Genomic DNA, 17,436 nt, shown 5'->3' on the forward strand with positions numbered 1-17,436 from the left:
GTTCCCTAGTTGCAGTACGTCTCGCCGGCGACGGCGATGTACGTGTCGGCCGTCGAGGAGGCCTGATCCTCCGACAACTCGACACCACCGGCTGCAGCATCACTACCCACGAGCGCGGTCACGAACACCTTGATCTCCTCCGGCGACCCGCCCTGCGCCTGGGCGCTGCAGATGTAGTCGGCGATGTTCACCGCGCCGGTCTCGTCGCTGGGCTCGACGCCCTCGGCGCGGAGACCGTCGAGGAAGGCCTGTGCGCCGGGCGTGGGAGCGGGTGCCGCGCCCGTGTCCTCTCCGGCATCGTCGTTTCCGGCAGCGGGCGAGGACGGAGCCGGGGACGCCTCGCTCGTCTCGGTCTCGCCCGTGGTCTCGGCCCCGGCCGCGCCGGGGGATGTCTCGGCCGCGGAGGTCGATGTCGACGCCGAGGTTTCCGTGGCGGCAGACGTCGTCGGCGTGTTCGTCGCGGTGGAGTCGTCGCTTCCGCACGCGGAGAGAACGGCCGTGGCGGTCAGTGCCGCAGCGAGGGCGCCGAGGACTCGGGTCGAGCGTGAGCGGGTCCGTGCAGGCATGTGGTGGGGTCCTCACATCCGGGATGTCGGTCGAACTTGGTCAGATGCGCCCCAGGCTACAGAGCGGCCCGTGCGGCCGGTAGGAGCGTCCCTCCTCCCCCGGTTACACGGGCCGACCCTGCTGTCGTTCGGTTACGGCTGCAGCTTCACTTCGTCGCCGTCGAGGGTGATGAAGCCGTTCTGAAAGTTCTGCTGGACACCCTTGCCGTCCACGGCCGGGAACTCGTCGCTGATCGGCAGGCCCAGACGTCCTTCGGCACCCTTCTCGGCGAGCCACGCCTCGAGGATCTTGCCGCGGACCGGCCAGGCACCGGTGAGCGGGCTCCAGTAGATGTTGCCGTGCTGGAACTCGTTGAAGCGACCGTCACGCCCTGCGGGCTGCTCGCTGGCCGTCGGGTAGCCCAGGACTCCCGTCTCGTAGCCGAGCTGGGAGTACTTGTCGAGGATCATGCCCTGCACGCCGTGGGCGCCGGTGTCCTCGCTCCAGTACATGGCGCCGATCTCGAAGCCCTGGACCGCGCCGCGGCCGTCGGGGGTCGCCGCCTCGTCGAGGATCGGGTAGCCGAGCGGTCCGCCCTCCCAGCCCTGGTTCTTCCATTCCTCGAAGATCTTTCCGCGGACCGCGTGGGCGCCGTGCTCGGGCGTCCAGTAGATCGCGCCGTTCCGGAAATGGTTGAACCGTCCGCGTCCGTCGGGTGCGACGCGTTCCTCGGTGGTCGGATAGCCGAGCTGCCCGGCCGGACCGCCGACACCCTGGTAGGCGCCGCCGATCGCACCCGCGACCGGCACCGTCGTGCCGTCGGACGAGAAGACGCGGCCGAAGCGGAAGTCCTGCACCTTGCCACCGGCGACGTCGTATTCACCGGTGAGGCAGTCGCCGAGCCAACCGTTCACGTTCGCCACATCGCCGAAGGCGCCGGTGGGGTTGCACTCGGGCTTGTCGACCTCGACCCCGAGGGTGTTGGCGAGCTGCGGCCACAGCTGGTGCAGTTCGAACTCCCAGTACTTCCACGTGTGGGTGCCCGACGGCCGGTACACGATCTGGGCGGGGATGCCCTGCTTCTCGAGCTTCGTCGCGAACGCCTGCGAGGTGAGGCGCGAGAGGATCTCGAGGCCCATGCCGGCGTAGTTGGTGCTGACCCCGGGGATGCCCGACGGATCGTCGTGGGGGCCGGTGGTGCCGCTGCCGCTCGAGACGTACAGGCTCACGCCCTTGAGCTTGTCGGCGAGCAGGTAGGGATCGTGCGACTCCCAGCCCTCGGAGCCGGGCGCACCCCACATCGCCTCGGAGTCGAAACCACCGGCGTCCTGCATCGCGTAGTGGATGGCCTCGGGCATGCCGAGGGTGGTCGTGGTGAGGATGCCGGACAACGACGCCGCGAACTGCGCGAAGCCCGGGTTGCGGGCGGGTAGGAACATCGCGGCGGTACCGCCCATCGACAGGCCGACGACGCCACGCTTGTCGGTGGTACGCCAGTCGCGTTCGAGCAGCGGAGGGAGTTCCTTCGTCAGGAAGGTCTCCCACTTGTAGTTCTGTCCGTTGTTCTGATCGATCCAGTCGGAGTAGAAGCTCGACTGGCCGCCCACCGGCAGCACGACGTTGACGTTCTTGTCGGCGAAGAAGGCCTCCGCATCGGTCTCGAGCGTCCACCCGTTCTCGTCGTCGCGCGCGCGCATGCCGTCGAGCATGAACACCGACGGGAACTTCGCGTCGGGCTTGCTGTTCCAGTCGCGCGCGAGCAGCAGCTGCACCTGGATCGGCGTCCCCATCGACGGCGAGTCGATCCACAGAGCGACGCGGCGATCGGTGAGCCAGTCGACAGAGCGGACGGTCGCACCGGCAGTGCTCGTCGGGCCGGACTGGGCGATGAGCGGATCGGCGGTGGCCACCGAGACAGTGGTCAGACCTGCGGCGACGGGCGCGACGAGGGCTGCGGCGATCAGTGCGAGCGCACGGGATCTTCTGCGCCGCGCACCCGCGACGCGAGCCGCTCTCCTGCTCGGACCCGTCCGTCGCTCACCGTGCTCGAGCTCAGTTCGCATCTGCATCGCTCACTTTCTGCGTTGCCGGATTTCCTGCCGAAGTGCGGCTTCGGGTGGACCGCGACGGCGGCAGTGGCAGGGCGCCCCGGCTGGGTATGCCGACTCGGGATACCGGAGTCCCGGATGTTGTTTCTACACCGGCGGCACCCGGAATCGCGGGTGCCGCGCTGTGACAGGTGAGAAAATTGTTGCAGAAAGTTACGACGCCGCCCACTCACCGGATCGGTGAGCGGGCGGCGTCGTTGCTAGCAGTGCGTACCGGAGATCAGAACGCGTTCAGCGCCTCGAGGATCTGCGGGCGTGCCTTCCACAGCTGATCCTCCCAGTACTTCCATGCGTGCGTGCCGCGCGCCGGGAAGTCGAAGGTAGCCGGGATGCCGAGCGTCGCCAGCTTGAGCTGGAACGCGCGGGTCTGGGCGAGGGACAGCGCCTCGAGCGCCATGCCGTTGGCGGTGTTGTAGTAGCCGACGAAGCCCTGCGGGTTGTCGTGCTCACCGGGCAGACCGCTGGCGGCCGAGATGTACAGCGACAGACCCTCGAGCTTCGGAGCGAAGACGAACGGGTCGTTGCGCAGCCACGCCGGGCTCCACGGCGGGCCCCACATCGAGTCGACGTTGAAGCGGCCGGCATCGAGCATCGCCACGCGGATGGCCTCACGCATGCCGGGAGCCGACAGGTTCAGGTAGCCGGACAACGACGACGCGAACTTGAACTGGTCGCGGTGGTAGGCGGCCAGGGTCAGGGCGGCGGAACCGCCCATCGACAGGCCGAGAATGCCGTTGTTGTTGCGCGACACGCCACGGGTGGCGAGATAGTCGGGCAGCTGCTCCGTCAGGAACGTCTCCCACTTGTAGGTGATGTCCTGGCCGTTCAGGTTGGACGGCGCGTACCAGTCGGTGTAGAAGCTCGACTGTCCGCCGACCGGCATGATCAGGCTGACGTTGTCGTTCGCGAACTGCTGCAGGGCGTTCGTCTCGAACGTCCAGGCGTTCGCGTCGTCCCGAGCGCGCAGGCCGTCGAGCATGTAGAGCGCCGCGTCGCCACCGCGCGCGGCCCACTGGATCTGAACCTTGATCGGGCCCATGTCGGACTCGACGAAGACCTCTTCGAAGCCCCCTGCAGGCGCGCGGTGCGAGACCGGCGCTCCCTGCGCCGGCGCGGCGACGGCGGCGGTGGTTCCGACGAGGCCGGCAGCCACGGGGAGGACCAGAGCTGCGGCGGCGGTGCCGAGCAGTCGCCGTCGAAGGCCCTGCCTCAACCTCGGGACAAAACGCATGAACAATGCTCTCTTTCTCGTCTGCGGCGTCCGCGTTCGCGTCCCCCGGATTCCGGCGATGACGACCGCGGAAGGCCGCCCCAAGTCACACTGCGGTCAAAACTGTAAAGGACCGCGTGATCTCTGACAAACCCTGGTTTCAACAGCTCTTGGGCACCTCTTGACCTATAGGTCAAGCACGCGCTGCCGGAATGTTACCTATCCGTGATGCGTCGTGATCCTATCGAGACAGTCGAAGGGGGCCAAGTTGATCTCGGTGTCCGGCCGTCACCCCCGCGGCGGTGGCATCGGCAGGTCACAGCGCTGGATCTCGTACTTCGGCACCCGTTCGATCCGGTACGAGGCGTAGTCGAACGCGTTGCGCAGGTTCCTCTTGAACAGTGCCCACGTGAGTTCGGCGCTCGAGGAATCGATCATCTCCCGGGTCTCGGGACAGGTCAGCGCGGTCTTCGCCATCGCGACCCAGTCCTCGTCGAGATAGCCCGGCATCCACGGATGGACGTCGACCATGCCCGAATCGGCGACCACCCAGTCGGGGAACAGGATCTTGTCATGGCCGATCCGGCCGTCCTCGAGACGCTCGGTGTGCGCAGCGAGCGGGTAGGCCAGGCCCATCTGGTCGACGACCCGCACGTCCAGACCGGTGTTCATGCTGGTCATGCCCAGGTTCAGGAAGAACACCGTGTGCCCGGCACCGCCCGGTGGGATGGGCTCGGGTGGCGGCACGACGTCCCACGCGTCGAACGAGGGGGTCGGCAGCAGCAGCCCGCCGTTCGGGGTGTTCGCGATGGCCTCGACCATGGCCCGCATACGTGGGTAGTCGAGATAGTCCTCGGCCAGGATGGGATGCAGATGCCCGGTGTTGAGGGCGTAGAAGGCGCGCTCGTCGACGATGCCGGATCGGCCCACCACGGCGCCCTCGGTCATGCCGGTCGTGTTGGCCGCGGCGGCCGTCCACACGACGGTGCCCAGCCACAGCACGGCCAACGCACCCGCGACCTGCGTCGGCCGGTTGTTGCCGAGCTCCGCCCGGTCCGGGATCCGCAGCGGGACGACGGCGACGGGCAGGAGCAGGCAGAACAGCGGCGGCAGGAGGACGCGGCCGTGCATGAAGTCGCCGCCCACACGCAGCGAGTACAGCGCGAGCAGCACACCGGAGCCGAGGAACAGCACGACGACGGCGGTCGGCGTGCGCAACAGCTTCTGCGCCCAGGTCAGCGTGGCCCGCACGTCGCGCGGATCGGGACGCGCCGCCGCTGCGGTGCGGCCCACCACCTCACGGCTGGTCGCGAGGACGAGCGCGGCGAGGACCGCGAGGACCAGCAGCGGCAGCCACAGCAGGTACGGCGAGACGAGGTTGCCGAGATATTCGAGGCCCTGCGACCACTTGGCACCACCGGCGTCCTTGGCGACCGCGGTGTTGGGATAGGGCAGTCCGTAATAGCCCATGCGCCAGATCTGGTAACCGATCGGGATCATCCCGGCGACCGCGACCATCGCGACCCGGATGCGCAGGTCGAGGCCGGGCGCGAGGAACAGCATCGCGAGTGCGAGCACCGCGACCAGCGCGAGTTCGGGTCGCACGAGCGGGCCGAGTCCGGCGACGAACGCCGTGGCGAGGATCTGCCCGGTACCCGGGAGCGATCCGTCCCCTCCCGGCGTGGGGGTCGCCCACCGGGCCATGAGCAGCCACAGCAGGCCGAGCCAGCAGATCACCAGGCAGGACTCGAGGCCCGAGGTGGCGAAGTCGCGGGCCGGGGGCACCGCGATGTAGACGAGGACACCGGCGGGCAGGAGCAGCACGGTGCCCGTGGTGGCGCGCAGTCGCCACCGGTACAGGCGTGCGGCGCCGAGCATGGCGAGGACGATCGCGCCCGTCGACAACACGAGCGCGATCGTGAGGACCACGTATTCGAGGCGGAGGCCGGTGAGCCATCCGCCCGCGTAGACGATGTACGTCCACGCGGTGGAGGTGTTGGCCTCCACGCGCTCCCCCGCGTTGAACACCGGCCCGTTGCCGGCGAGGAGGTTGCGCACGGTTCGCAGGACGATGAGACCGTCGTCGGCGATCCAGCGCCGCTCCCACGCTCCCCAGAACATCAGGAACGCGGAGACGACCACACCCGCGGCGAACACACCGCCGGTGAGGCGGTCACGCCGAACGGGCCCGACCGTACTGGACGGTCCGGCCTCGGTGTCGTGGACGCCGCGCACGACGTCAGAAGAGGTAGACAGCACCGCCGACCACCAGGATCCACACCACTGCGAGCAACTGCAGCACCCGGTCCTTCAGGGCGATCTCCTCGGGTTCGCCGGCTTCACCGCCGTCGACGTCGACCGCGTAGCGCAGGATGGCGACGACGAACGGGACCATCGAGATGGCGTACCAGTTGGAACCGGCCACGTTGTCCTGTTCGAACGCCCACAGGCCGTAGCAGAGCACGACCGCCGTCGCCGCGACGGTCCACACGAACCGCAGGTAGGTCTCGGTGTAGTACTCGAGCGACTTGCGGATCTTCGCGCCGGTGCGGGTCGCGAGGCGCAACTCGGCGTACCGTTTGCCGGCCGCCATGAACAGCGACCCGAACGCCATGATCAGCAGGAACCACTGCGACAGCGGGATCTCGGCGGCCACGCCACCGGCGATGGCACGGATCAAGAAGCCCGACGAGACGATGCAGATGTCGAGCACGGCCTGGTGCTTGAGCCCGAAGCAGTACGCGAGCTGGATGCCGATGTACACCGCCATGACGACGGCGAGCTGCCAGTTCGCGATGAACGACAGCGCGATCGAGCCGACGAGCAGCACCGTCGCGAGGATGTACGCGAGTCGCACCGGGAGCACGCCGGCCGCGATGGGCCGGAACCGCTTGGTGGGGTGTGCACGGTCGGCTTCGACGTCCATCGCGTCGTTGACGAGGTAGATGCCCGAGGCGGCCATACAGAAGACGACGAAGGCGAGCGCGACGGGCAGCAGCACGTCCACCTGGGTGACCGAGCCGGCCGCCATCGGGGCCGCGAGCACCAGGACGTTCTTCACCCACTGTCGGGGACGGACCGCCTTGACGATCCCGGCGCCCAGGCTCTTGGGCGCCTCATTGACGGGCGCCGGTTCCTCGCTCATCGATCTCCCCACTTCGTCTCTGCCCGCGCCACGACGGCCGCGGACGCCGCACCGAGTGCCGCACCCGCCAGTACATCCGTCGGATAGTGCACGCCCAGCACCAGGCGGGACAGCATCATGGGCGGCACGAGCACCGCGGGAAAGGGTAGCCCGGTGGTGCGGGCGAGTAGCACGGCCGCCGCAGTCGTGGACGTCACATGCGACGACGGGAAGCTCAGCCGGCTCGGCGTGGACACGTTGACCTGCACCGTCGGGTCCACCGGCCGCGGACGGCGCACGACCCGCTTGATGACGACGGACGCCGCGTGGGCACCGAACGCGCCGACCGCCACGCTCGCCCACTTGCGGCGACGGGGACGGTCGACGAGGGCGCCGGCGGCGCCGATCGCGATCCAGCCGAGAGCGTGCTCACCGAAGTGCGACATGCCGCGGGCGATCGTCGTCGCTGCGGGTACGGCACCGGCGGTGGCCTGGACGGTCTGCAGCACCCGCACCTCGGTGCCGGTGCTCTTCCAGTGACGTGCAGCCGCAGTGCCGGGGTCAGTTGCCGATTCCGAAGACACGCTCCCACTCCTCCTTGCTGGTCAGGGCGGGAACCGCGTCCCGGTACCGCTTCTTCATCTCGGGGAACCGGCGCGCGAGTTCGCGTCGCAGCCTGAGCGCCTCGGTGAGCAGGGCCTGGGCCTGAGCACGGTCGCGCTTACGGTAGACGACACCCCGACCGTCCGCCGTGGTGACCGTCACGCCGTCGACCTGCGAGAGCAGGAACCACCGCGCGTCGATGGTGGGCACGTTCAGCTGCGGCCGCTCGTGGTGCTCGCGGTTCTCGGGGCGCACGTTGTGCAGCACACCCTTCGCGAGACGCCTGACCTTCGCGACCGCACCCTCGGGCAGTCCGACGGCCCCGACCTCGGCGCCGGATGCCATCGGCAGTTCGGTCGACGACGGCAGCACCACGGCGTCGGGGAAGTTCTTCCGGAGCGCGTGCACCTCGCCGAGGGCACGCGGCAGCAGCTCGAACAGGTTCTCCGGACCGGCGAGGAAGTCCTCGATGGCCTTGTTCTGGATCGCGACCGTCGAGTACTCGAGACACACGAGGTGCTTGATCGTGGCCTTGATCGTGTCGAGCACCATCGGCTTGGCGTCGCCGTGCTGGTGCAGCGCGGCCACGACGAGCCGGTTGCGCAGATGGAAGTACGCCTGCCAGTCGATGGCGTCGTCCTTGTCGCTCCACGCCATGTGCCAGATCGCGGCGCCGGGCATCGTCACCGTGGGGTAGCCGGCGTCCCGTGCCCGCAGGCCGTACTCGGCGTCGTCCCATTTGATGAACAGCGGCAGGGGCTGGCCGATCTCCTCCGCGACGACACGCGGGATCATGCACATCCACCAGCCGTTGAAGTCGACGTCGATGCGTCGGTGCAGGAGCTTCGAGTTCTCCCGGTCGCGCAGCGGCTTGGTGGAGAAGTCGTGGTCGTACTCGACGTTCGGCGCGGCACCCCACATGAAGTTCGAGCGGTGGATGACCTCACCCATGGTGTGCAGGTGGCTGCGTTCCTGCAGGTTGAGCATCTGCCCGCCGACGAGCATGGGCTTCTTCGCGAATCGCGACAGGGCGAGCGCGCGCAGGATCGAGTCGGGTTCGATCTCGATGTCGTCGTCCATGAACAGGATGTACGGGCTGGAAGTGGTCTTCAGCGCCTCGTACATGATGCGGCTGTAGCCGCCGGAGCCACCGAGGTTGCCCTGGTCGTGGATGACGAGACGGTCGCCGAAGGGTTCGGCGGCCTCCGCGAAGTCGGCCTCGTCGCGAACCTTGCGGGTGCCCTGGTCGGGGATGATGACGGCGTCGACGACGTCCATCACCAGCGGGTCGGACGCGAGCGCACGCAGCGCCTTCACGCAGTCGGCAGGGCGGTTGAAGGTCGGGATGCCCACTGCGACCGAGGCGTGTCCGGGCGCCTCGACAGGTGCGTACCAGCCGGCGGCGTGCAGCGTGACCTCGCTGTCGGTGGTGACGTCGAACCACAGCCAGCCGCCGTCCTCGAACGGCCCCAGGTCGGCTTCGATCTCGACGACCGTGTCGGACCCGCGGAACTCGCGGCCGGTGACGTGGATGCGGCTCGAGTCGGCCTTGCTGCGGTACAGGTCGACGCGGCCGTGGCCGGTGAGTTCGAGTCGCAGCACCACCGAGCCGAGCGTGCTCCAGCGACGCCAGTAGCTCGCCGGGAAGGCGTTGAAGTAGGTGCACAGCGACACCTCGGACTCGGCGCCGATCGCCAGCGTCGTCCGGCTCGTCGCGTGGGCGCGACGCGCGTTGGTGGGCGACTCCTCGAGGTAGAGCGTGCGCACGTCGAGGGGCTCGCCCGGGCGCGGCAGGATGATGCGCTGCAGCAGCGACCGGCCGAGCAGTTCGTCCTCCGTGGCGGGGGTACTCGCCGCCTCGTGCTTCGCGACGGCCGCGTGCTTCGCGGCGCTCACGAGGCGTCCCCGGCGATGGGCGCTCCCGAGTCGAAATGCGGGGCGAGGACGTTGTCGAACATCGACAGCGCGCTCGCGATCGCCATGTGCATGTCGAGGTACTGGTAGGTGCCGAGCCGGCCACCGAAGAGCACCTTGTTGTCCGCGGCTTCCTTCTTCGCGAGGGAGCGATAGGCGTTGAGTTTCTCGCGGTCCTCGGGGGTGTTGATCGGGTAGTACGGCTCGTCGTCGTTCTCGGCGAAACGCGAGTACTCACGCATGATGACCGTCTTGTCGGTCGGGTAGGTGTCGCGCTCGGGGTGGAAGTGCCGGAACTCGTGGATGCGGGTGTAGGGCACGTCGGCGTCGTTGTAGTTCATGACCGGGGTGCCCTGGAAGTCGCCGGTGGGCAGCACCTCGGTCTCGAAGTCGAGGGTGCGCCATCCGAGCCGGCCCTCGGAGTAGTCGAAGTAGCGGTCGAGCGGGCCGGTGTAGACGACGGGGGCTTCCGGGCTCGCGGCACGGACCTCATCGCGCACCTCGAACCAGTCGGTGTCGAGCCGGACCTCGATCCGCTCGTTCTCCGCCATGTTCTCCAGCCACGCCGTGTACCCGTCGACCGGCAGGCCCTCGTAGGTGTCGTTGAAGTAGCGGTTGTCGAAGGTGTAGCGGACGGGCAGCCGGGCGATGTTGCCGGCGGGCAGTTCCTTCGGGTCGGTCTGCCACTGCTTGGCCGTGTAGTCGCGGACGAACGCCTCGTACAGGGGGCGGCCGATCAGGGAGATCGCCTTCTCCTCGAGGTTCTTCGCCTCGGCGGTGTCGATCTCGGCGGCCTGCTCCTTGATGAGGGCGCGTGCCTCGTCGGGGCTGAAGTACCGGCCGAAGAACTGCGACACCAGTCCGAGACCCATCGGGAACTGGTAGGCCTGGCCCTTGTGCATCGCGAACACGCGATGCTGGTAGCCGGTGAAATCGGTGAACTGGTTCACGTAGTCCCACACCCTCTTGTTGGAGGTGTGGAACAGGTGGGCACCGTACTTGTGGATCTCGATTCCGGTTTCCGGTTCGGGCTCGGAGTATGCGTTGCCACCGAGGTGGTGGCGACGCTCGATCACGAGCACTCGCTTGCCGAGCTGCGTGGCCGCGCGCTCGGCGATCGTCAGTCCGAAGAATCCGGAGCCGACGACGATCAGGTCGTACTCACCGGTGGAGGGCTGGGGCGCTGATGCAGCAGTCACGGGAGACCAGGGTATGCGACTCCGTCGCGGAGGTGCCCTCTCGGTCCGGGCGGACCGAGAGGGCCGTCACACTCACACGTAGTAGGTGAGCGCGTCACGGACGAATTCGGCGCCCTCCCGTCCTCCGTAGTTCGCCGCGAAACGCTCGTCCTCGACGTACATGTCGGCGAGACCGAGCACGTACTCCCGCGGACTGCCCGCCGCAGTGCTGCCTCCCGGGGTGCCCGGAATCGACGACAGCCAGGCGACGTGCCGCCGCGCGAGGTCCTGCGCTTCGGGGCCCGCCGGGTCGAGACCGGCCCGGGCCGCCGCGATCCAGTCATGGTTCAGCTGCTCGACCTGCTTCATCCAGTCTTGCCTGGCGGCGTCGTCCATGCCCCGCCACCAACGATCGCCCGAGTCGTAGGCGTCCTTGCCCCACCGTTCGATGACCTCTTCCCGGTACTGCGTGTGGTCGAACCCGTCGAACACTTCGTCTGCCACGAGTTCCTCCCCTCTCTCCGTCTTCGCCAAGGTGGTGCGCACCGCCGCGATACGGCGGTCCAACTGCCGGCGCTCGTGTTCGAGCAGGTCGAGGTGGGTGCGCAGTGCGCTCGCGGTGTCGTCGTGACCGGCGAGCACGTCGCGGATGGCGGGCAGGGCCAGTCCCAGATCGCGGAGCAGCAGGATGCGCTGGAGACGCACGAGTGCGTCCTCGTCGTAGAACCGCATGCCGTTGCTGCCGGTGCGGCTCGGATGCAGCACCCCCACGTCGCCGTAGTGCCGCAGTGTGCGGCTGGTGACACCGGCGGCGCGTGCCAGTTGCTGGATCGACCATTCCCGCACGTGCCCACCTCCTTCTTTCCGGCTACGCCCAGCGTGCATCTTGACGTTGCGTCAATGTCAACCATCGTCGTCGCGGTGCCGGAACGCCACCGGCCGGCCGCCCTGTTCGGGGCGACCGGCCGGTCGAGATGTGCCGTCGGGTTACTCGGCGCTACCCGTGCTCGGGAACCAGTCCTTCAGGAAGCTCGCGTCGATGACCTGAGCACCGAGGTCCGGTGTCCACACGATCGCGCCGCCGGTGAAGATCCGGAACTTGCCGATCTCGTCGGGCAGCATCAGCTCGGGGCCGATGGGCGAGCCGAGCACGCTGTCTACGCCGCCGAGGTCCAGATAGGCCTGCTCGATGGGCGAGGTGCCGGTGCCGCTGCCGAAGGGATCGGTGCCGGTTTCGGGGCCGGGTTCGGGTGCCGGAGTGATCTCCGGGGCGTCCTCGTCGATGCCTTCCTTGACGGTGAACCAGTCGGAACGCAGTCCCAGCTTGGTCCGTGCCTCGGCGCCCGTCGTTTCGATGGTGCGGTCGGAGCCGACCACGCGGACCCGGGTCACGCGACCGCCTTCGGGTCCGAGATTGTTGCGGGAGAGCACCTCGAATGCCTGGAGGTCGCCGACGCCGAACTTGCTGCCGATCTCGGCCGCGGTGAAGGTCTTGGCCCATTCGCGGTTCGGGGCGACCTTGTCACCCTCGTCCTCGACGGGCGGGAAGGTGCCGCCGGCCGAGTAGCCGCCGGTGGAGGCGGAGAACTCGCTGCGCACGACCTCGCCGTCCTTCATCAGGACGGTTCCGCGGGTGGTGCGCACACCGTCGTCCGTGCGCGGATCCTCGACGCCCGACCCGCCGTAGACCTGACAGTCCGTGGTGTCGCAGGTCTGCCACTTCTCGTGACGCTTCTCGGCGAGGGCGTAGGACCGCGCGGCGATGGCCTGCGCCCGCAGCGCCTCGGCACCACCGGTGTCGGCCCAGGCGGGCAGCGCCTCGGCGGGGACCACGCTGCGCAGGTAGTCCTCGACGTGGAGGCGGTTGACGGTGCGCGGGGCGGTGCCGTCGAGCACCACACCGAGGGCACCGCGGTAGGTCTTGTCGTCCGAGCACATCGTGAGGTGCTCGTTCGCGGGACGGTCCTCGGCGAGGTCGATCGGGTCCACCCACGGCAGGTCGGTGGCTGCCTGCCACAGCACGTCGCCGCTGCAGCCCTCGGTGACGACGACGTTCGCGCCGCCGTCCGGGGTGGGTGTCAGGTGCGCGGCCTCGCCGGGCGCGAGTTGCTTACCGGCGACGATCATGCCGGTGTCGGAGTAGACGTCGAGGGTGTGGTCGTCGCGCGCCATGAGACGGACCGCGATCATCGCGTCGTCGACCGTGCCGAGTTCGGTGCCGCCGTAGTAGTGGCCGATGATCCGCTCGGCGGTCCACCCGTCCTGGGCGTAGCCGTAGGCACCCCACTGCCCCATGCCACGACCGTGGCCGTGACCGAAGCCACTGAACGTGAAGGGCGTGTCGGCCGAAACCGCTTGCACGACACCTGGTGCCGCCTGGTTGCTCTGGACGAGCGCGCCCACGCCGGCTCCGACGAGCAGCGCGGGAGCGACCCCGATCGCGGCGGCACGGGCGACGGAGGGACGCCATCCGTTGCGCAGCGGCCTGCCGAGGATGATGCGCCGCCTCCTGATCTTGCCTCTGCGCCCGATGGACTGTCGTGACATGACGTTGCTCCCTCGTTGTCGCTGTAGGCGCGAACTCGTGATCCGCGATATCGGACAATTTCGACCGATCCTCAAGCTCAGGTTGAGGCTTAAGGTTTGCTGCGTCTAGTGTGACAAGAGTGACGGAGCTAGGCAACAAATGTCACAGAAGCAACACAAGAATCACGAGTTACAGAACTTTCGTGTCCGAACCGGGCCACGGAAGCGACACGTAAGGGACGATCCGAAGTCGGAACCGTCCGCTGGAGCACCAACGACAGGGAGTAGCAAACAGTGCCGCATCGCCGCCCCAAGCCGTCGATCGTCCTGGGTGCCGTCGCCGCCCTGGCCGTCGCGACGCCCTTCGCCGTCACCGGGCTGACCAGCACCGCTCCCGAGATCCGGAATGCCAACGACACCGTCGAGGCAGTGGCACCCGATATCGCGGAAGTCGTGCTCGCCTCGGTGCCCGACCTGATCATCCCGCTCGAGGAGCTCACCGGTCTCAACCTGCCGGACCTCAGCCTGAAGGAGATCGTCGACGGGCTCCCGCAGATCACGACTGCTCCCGACCCGAACGGCGGACTCGTCCAGCGCGTCGGTGCGACCGTCAAGGAACTCACCCGCGACACCCCGTTCAGCCTCGTCGCGCTCGCCGCCGAGGACGTCGCCGCCACCGACGCGCTCATCCGCGCGCAGCAGGACGACGGCAGCTGGGGTCCCTGGACCGCGACCGAGCCGATCGAGACGCGCGCCGACGACGCCACCAGCGAGGGACGCACGGGCACGGAGCCGATCTACGTCGGTGCCACCCGTGCGGTGCAGGTGCTGCTGACGCCGCGTCCCGGCCCCGAACCGAATCTCGCCGGCGCGGAGGCCCCGCCGGCACCCGAAGCCCCCGCTCCCACTCCCGAGGCACCCGCCCCGGAGGCACCGGCGCCCGAAGCTCCTGCTCCTGCAGCCCCGGCGGAGGCCCCGGTCCCCGCCGACGAGGCACCCGCGCCGGTCGCTGCACCCGCAGCCGATGCACCCGACCTCGGATACGTGCCCGCGTCCTCGTCCAAGCCGCTGCGCGAGAACCCGCTGCAGGCGGCCGCCGAAGCGGTCAGTGCCGTGCTCATCTCGCCCGGCAGCAGCGAAGCGGACGCGCGACTCGAGGACATCGCGAGCCCGCTCGGTAACTCCGGCCTGAAGGTGATCACCCGCCAGCAGTGGGGCGCCGACGAGTCGATGCGCTGCCAGACCCCGACCTACGACGACTCCCTCGGTGGCGCGACCGTGCACCACACCGCGGGCAGCAACAACTACTCGAAGGCCGAATCGGCCGAGATCGTGCGCGCGATCTACGCGTACCACGCACGCACGCTCGGCTGGTGCGACATCGGATACAACACCCTCGTCGACAAGTACGGCCAGATCTTCGAGGGCCGCGCCGGTGGTCTCGACCGCAACGTCCAGGGCGCACACGCGGGTGGATTCAACGAGAACACCCACGGCATCGCGATGATGGGCGACTTCTCGACCCAGGCCCCGCCGCAGGCCGCGGTGGAGTCGGTCGGCAAGTTCCTCGGCTGGCGTCTGGCCCGCGCGGGACTGAACCCCAAGGGCCGCACCACGATGTACTCCGAGGGCACATCGTTCACCCCCTACCCGCAGGGTGCGGCGGTGGATCTGCCGATCATCTTCGCGCACCGCGACGTGGGCAACACCAGCTGCCCGGGTGATGCCGGCTACTCGCAGATGGGCAAGATCCGCGATATCGCCGTCGCTGCGGCAAAGGGCGGTGGCGGTGGCACTGCCCCGCAGCCCTCGAACCCGTCGCCGTCGAACCCGCAACCCTCGAACCCGCAACCCTCGAACCCGTCGCCGTCCAATCCGTCGCCGAACGTGCCGGACATCAACGTCGGAGCGCTCGCCTCGGGCTCGGCCGGCACCGCCGAAGGTGTCGTCGACGAGCTGATCCGCCTCAGCGGTCACCCGCTGGTCCAGAAGTGGCTCGCCGAGGGCGGCGAACTCGGACGGCTCGGACAGGCGGTGACCTCGATCCTTCCCGCGGTCAAGAGCGGTTTCGAACGAGTGAATTTCGTCAACGGGGCCATCTACACGTCACCGAACGGCGGCACGTGGACGGTACTCGGCGAGATCTACAAGGCGTGGGAGAAGAACGGACTCGACGCTGGTGAGCTGGGGTTGCCCACCAGCGACGAGTACCGGGTGCCGGACGGTTGGCGTTCGGACTTCGAGTTCGGCTCGCTGATCTTCAACGAGGTCACGGGTGTCGTCACCAAGGTGCTGCGCGCCTACGACGACGCCTACGACCAGGCGATGCAGGATCAGCCGGCCGACGTCGCAGGACCCGCACCCGAGGGTGCTCCTGCGCCCGGACCCGAACCGGCACCTGCGCCGGAACCGGCACCCGAACCGGCGCCCGCGGGCTGACCCGCAGCGCACCGGTAGGAACGAGTCACCGCCACCACCGTTCGAGAACGCGGGCCACCCCGTCCTCGACGTTGGTGGCGGTGACTTCGTCTGCGACCGACTTCGCATCCGGATGCGCGTTCTCCATCGCCACACCGTGACGCGCTACCGACAGCATCGGGATGTCGTTGGGCATGTCGCCGAAGGCCACGAGATTCTCGTGGGAGACACCCAGTAGCCGGGCCATCTCCTGGAGACCGGAAGCCTTCGTGACCCCCGCCGCGGAGATCTCGATGAGCCCGTGGGTCGTCGAATAGGTCACGTCGACCAGCCCGTGCAGTTTCGGCACGAGAGCCTCCGCCATCTCCCGGCTGGTCGCGCCGGGGAGCCGGACGAGCAACTTGATGGCGGGCTCACTGATCACCTCGTGCTCGGCGAGTTCGGTATTGTCCGGATTCAGCCAGGCATGTTCGTAACCGGGAGCGCTGACGAACTGCGGCGTCGCCGCGTCGTGGGCCCGATCCCCCACCCGCTCCGCGGCCAGACCGCAACCGGGAAGCACCGACGAGGCCACCTCGGCGAGCCACGCCAGTTCGTCGACCTCGAGCACCGCGGCGCTGAGCACACGGTCGGTGGAACTGTCGTAGAGCACGGCACCGTTCGCGCACACCGCCATGGGCGCGTAGCCCAGCTCTTCGACGACCGGCGCGATCCAGCGCGGCGGGCGGCCGGTGGCCAGGACGAACGGAACACCGGAGTCGACCACCGCATGTACCGCGGCGCGGGTCCGATCGGACACCTTCTCGGTGTCGTCGATCAGGGTGCCGTCCACGTCCGTAGCCACCAATCCGGGACGCACCGCGTCCGTGGAAGCAGGACGCACCGCGTCCGTGGAAGCAGGACGCACCGCGTCCGTGATGTGGTCCCGATACGGCTCTCGACTCGACTGTGCGTTCACTCCGTCATTGTGCCGAAGTACCGCGGTCGCCGCCTGCGTCATCGTTGCCGCTACCGGCAGCACCTTCACGGGCGGCACGTTCGCGGGCCTTCCGGGCGCGACGCTCGGCGGCCGCGGCCTCGTCCAGGGCGGTCGCCTCCTCGAGGGTCGGCGCGGATCCGCCCAGGCGGCGGGGCACCCAGTAGGCACCGTCCTCGTGGATGTAACCGTCCTGGACCCGGTGAAGCATCTTCTCCATGGTCGCGTGGAGCTGCGCGGTCATCTCCGCTGCCGGCTCGAACGGATGGATGGGGGCGCCCACCTCGATGGTGATCGGGGTGTTCGTACGTCCGAGCCGCTTCGGGTGGCCCTTCGTCCACACCCGCTGCGACCCCCAGATGACCATGGGGACCACCGGGACACCGGCTTCGTTCGCCATCCGTGCCGCGCCGGACCGGAACGCCTTGAGTTCGAAGCTGCGGCTGATCGTCTCCTCCGGGAAGACACCCACGAGCTGACCGGCACGCAGCGCCTCCACGGCGAGTCGGTAGGACTCGCCGGCGTCGCCGCGGTCGACGGGGATGTGCTTCATCGCGCGCATCATGGGGCCGGAGATCTTGTGGTCGAAGACTTCCTTCTTCGCCATGAAGCGGATGTACCGCTTGGTGACCCGGGCGGGGATCCCGGCGTAGGTGAAGTCCATGTAGCCGGTGTGGTTGATCGCGATGACCGCACCACCCGTCGCCGGGATGTTCTCCGCCCCGGTGATCGCGAACTTCAGCCCTTGCGCTGCGAAGAGCGTGCGGGCGACACCGATGATGGTCCGATAGAAGGGTTCCACGCCGGTCAGCCTAGCGGGGCCCGGTGGAGGA

13 protein-coding genes are annotated in these 17,436 nt (G+C 68.6%); 1 reads left to right on the forward strand and 12 read right to left on the reverse strand.

Annotated elements, in window-relative coordinates; all coding sequences use genetic code 11:
- Nucleotides 1–5 precede the first annotated feature (5 nt).
- The 10 genes from NVV99_RS11030 to NVV99_RS11075 all read right to left on the reverse strand — a co-directional run bounded on the left by NVV99_RS11030 (nucleotide 6) and on the right by NVV99_RS11075 (nucleotide 13,230).
- Nucleotides 6–566, reverse strand: a complete 561-nt coding sequence (locus tag NVV99_RS11030; RefSeq protein WP_024102677.1) for a DUF732 domain-containing protein — start codon at nucleotides 564–566, stop codon at nucleotides 6–8.
- A 132-nt stretch (nucleotides 567–698) separates the two neighbouring features.
- Entirely contained in the window at nucleotides 699–2,615 is a 1,917-nt protein-coding gene (locus NVV99_RS11035; protein ID WP_024102676.1) for an alpha/beta hydrolase-fold protein, read from the reverse strand.
- A gap of 259 nt (nucleotides 2,616–2,874) precedes the next feature.
- Nucleotides 2,875–3,885 carry an alpha/beta hydrolase family protein gene (locus NVV99_RS11040; RefSeq protein ID WP_006553442.1) on the reverse strand — a complete coding sequence of 337 codons (1,011 nt, stop codon included), beginning with the start codon at nucleotides 3,883–3,885 and terminating at the stop codon, nucleotides 2,875–2,877.
- A gap of 267 nt (nucleotides 3,886–4,152) precedes the next feature.
- Nucleotides 4,153–6,099 (reverse strand): flagellar motor control protein ZomB, encoded by a 1,947-nt coding sequence (gene zomB / locus NVV99_RS11045; protein ID WP_313906247.1) that lies wholly within the window; start codon nucleotides 6,097–6,099, stop codon nucleotides 4,153–4,155.
- A gap of 4 nt (nucleotides 6,100–6,103) precedes the next feature.
- Entirely contained in the window at nucleotides 6,104–7,009 is a 906-nt protein-coding gene (locus NVV99_RS11050) for a decaprenyl-phosphate phosphoribosyltransferase (RefSeq protein ID WP_024102674.1), read from the reverse strand.
- On the reverse strand, nucleotides 7,006–7,503 hold the full coding sequence (locus tag NVV99_RS11055; protein ID WP_024102673.1) for a phosphatase PAP2 family protein: 498 nt from the start codon (nucleotides 7,501–7,503) through the stop codon (nucleotides 7,006–7,008). Before NVV99_RS11055 ends, NVV99_RS11050 begins: the two co-directional genes overlap by 4 nt.
- 46 nt (nucleotides 7,504–7,549) lie before the next feature.
- Complete coding sequence (locus NVV99_RS11060; RefSeq protein WP_006553438.1) at nucleotides 7,550–9,487, reverse strand: glycosyltransferase; 1,938 nt, start codon at nucleotides 9,485–9,487, stop codon at nucleotides 7,550–7,552.
- A complete protein-coding gene (gene glf, locus NVV99_RS11065; RefSeq protein WP_006553437.1) occupies nucleotides 9,484–10,704 on the reverse strand; it encodes a UDP-galactopyranose mutase in 1,221 nt (406 codons plus the stop codon). The genes NVV99_RS11060 and glf overlap by 4 nt, the downstream gene beginning before the upstream one ends.
- A gap of 72 nt (nucleotides 10,705–10,776) precedes the next feature.
- Nucleotides 10,777–11,529: a MerR family transcriptional regulator gene (locus NVV99_RS11070; RefSeq protein ID WP_024102672.1), complete on the reverse strand. Its 753-nt coding sequence runs from the start codon at nucleotides 11,527–11,529 to the stop codon at nucleotides 10,777–10,779.
- Nucleotides 11,530–11,670: 141 nt separating this feature from the next.
- A complete protein-coding gene (locus NVV99_RS11075) occupies nucleotides 11,671–13,230 on the reverse strand; it encodes a SpoIID/LytB domain-containing protein (RefSeq protein WP_024102671.1) in 1,560 nt (519 codons plus the stop codon).
- A gap of 273 nt (nucleotides 13,231–13,503) precedes the next feature.
- Here NVV99_RS11075 and NVV99_RS11080 point away from each other — a divergent pair, with 273 nt between their 5' ends.
- Nucleotides 13,504–15,648 (forward strand): N-acetylmuramoyl-L-alanine amidase, encoded by a 2,145-nt coding sequence (locus NVV99_RS11080; RefSeq protein ID WP_024102670.1) that lies wholly within the window; start codon nucleotides 13,504–13,506, stop codon nucleotides 15,646–15,648.
- 25 nt (nucleotides 15,649–15,673) lie between these two features.
- Here NVV99_RS11080 and NVV99_RS11085 read toward each other — a convergent pair whose 3' ends face one another.
- Both NVV99_RS11085 and NVV99_RS11090 read right to left on the reverse strand, forming a co-directional pair.
- Complete coding sequence (locus NVV99_RS11085; protein ID WP_231412381.1) at nucleotides 15,674–16,627, reverse strand: HAD family hydrolase; 954 nt, start codon at nucleotides 16,625–16,627, stop codon at nucleotides 15,674–15,676.
- Nucleotides 16,590–17,405 (reverse strand): 1-acyl-sn-glycerol-3-phosphate acyltransferase, encoded by an 816-nt coding sequence (locus NVV99_RS11090; RefSeq protein ID WP_006553432.1) that lies wholly within the window; start codon nucleotides 17,403–17,405, stop codon nucleotides 16,590–16,592. Before NVV99_RS11090 ends, NVV99_RS11085 begins: the two co-directional genes overlap by 38 nt.
- Nucleotides 17,406–17,436 lie beyond the last annotated feature (31 nt).

This window comes from Rhodococcus sp. PAE-6, from assembly GCF_025290685.1.
In the GTDB taxonomy this organism is placed as follows: domain Bacteria; phylum Actinomycetota; class Actinomycetes; order Mycobacteriales; family Mycobacteriaceae; genus Rhodococcus; species Rhodococcus pyridinivorans.

Bases quoted from the DNA above. Each gene is read 5' to 3' on its own strand.
- NVV99_RS11035 (WP_024102676.1), bottom strand. From the start codon at position 2,615: ATGCAGATGCGAACTGAGCTCGAGCACGGTGAGCGACGGACGGGTCCG.
- NVV99_RS11050 (WP_024102674.1), bottom strand. From the start codon at position 7,009: ATGAGCGAGGAACCGGCGCCCGTCAATGAGGCGCCCAAGAGCCTGGGC.
- NVV99_RS11075 (WP_024102671.1), bottom strand. From the start codon at position 13,230: ATGTCACGACAGTCCATCGGGCGCAGAGGCAAGATCAGGAGGCGGCGC.
- NVV99_RS11085 (WP_231412381.1), bottom strand. From the start codon at position 16,627: ATGACGCAGGCGGCGACCGCGGTACTTCGGCACAATGACGGAGTGAAC.
- NVV99_RS11040 (WP_006553442.1), bottom strand. From the start codon at position 3,885: ATGCGTTTTGTCCCGAGGTTGAGGCAGGGCCTTCGACGGCGACTGCTC.
- NVV99_RS11030 (WP_024102677.1), bottom strand. From the start codon at position 566: ATGCCTGCACGGACCCGCTCACGCTCGACCCGAGTCCTCGGCGCCCTC.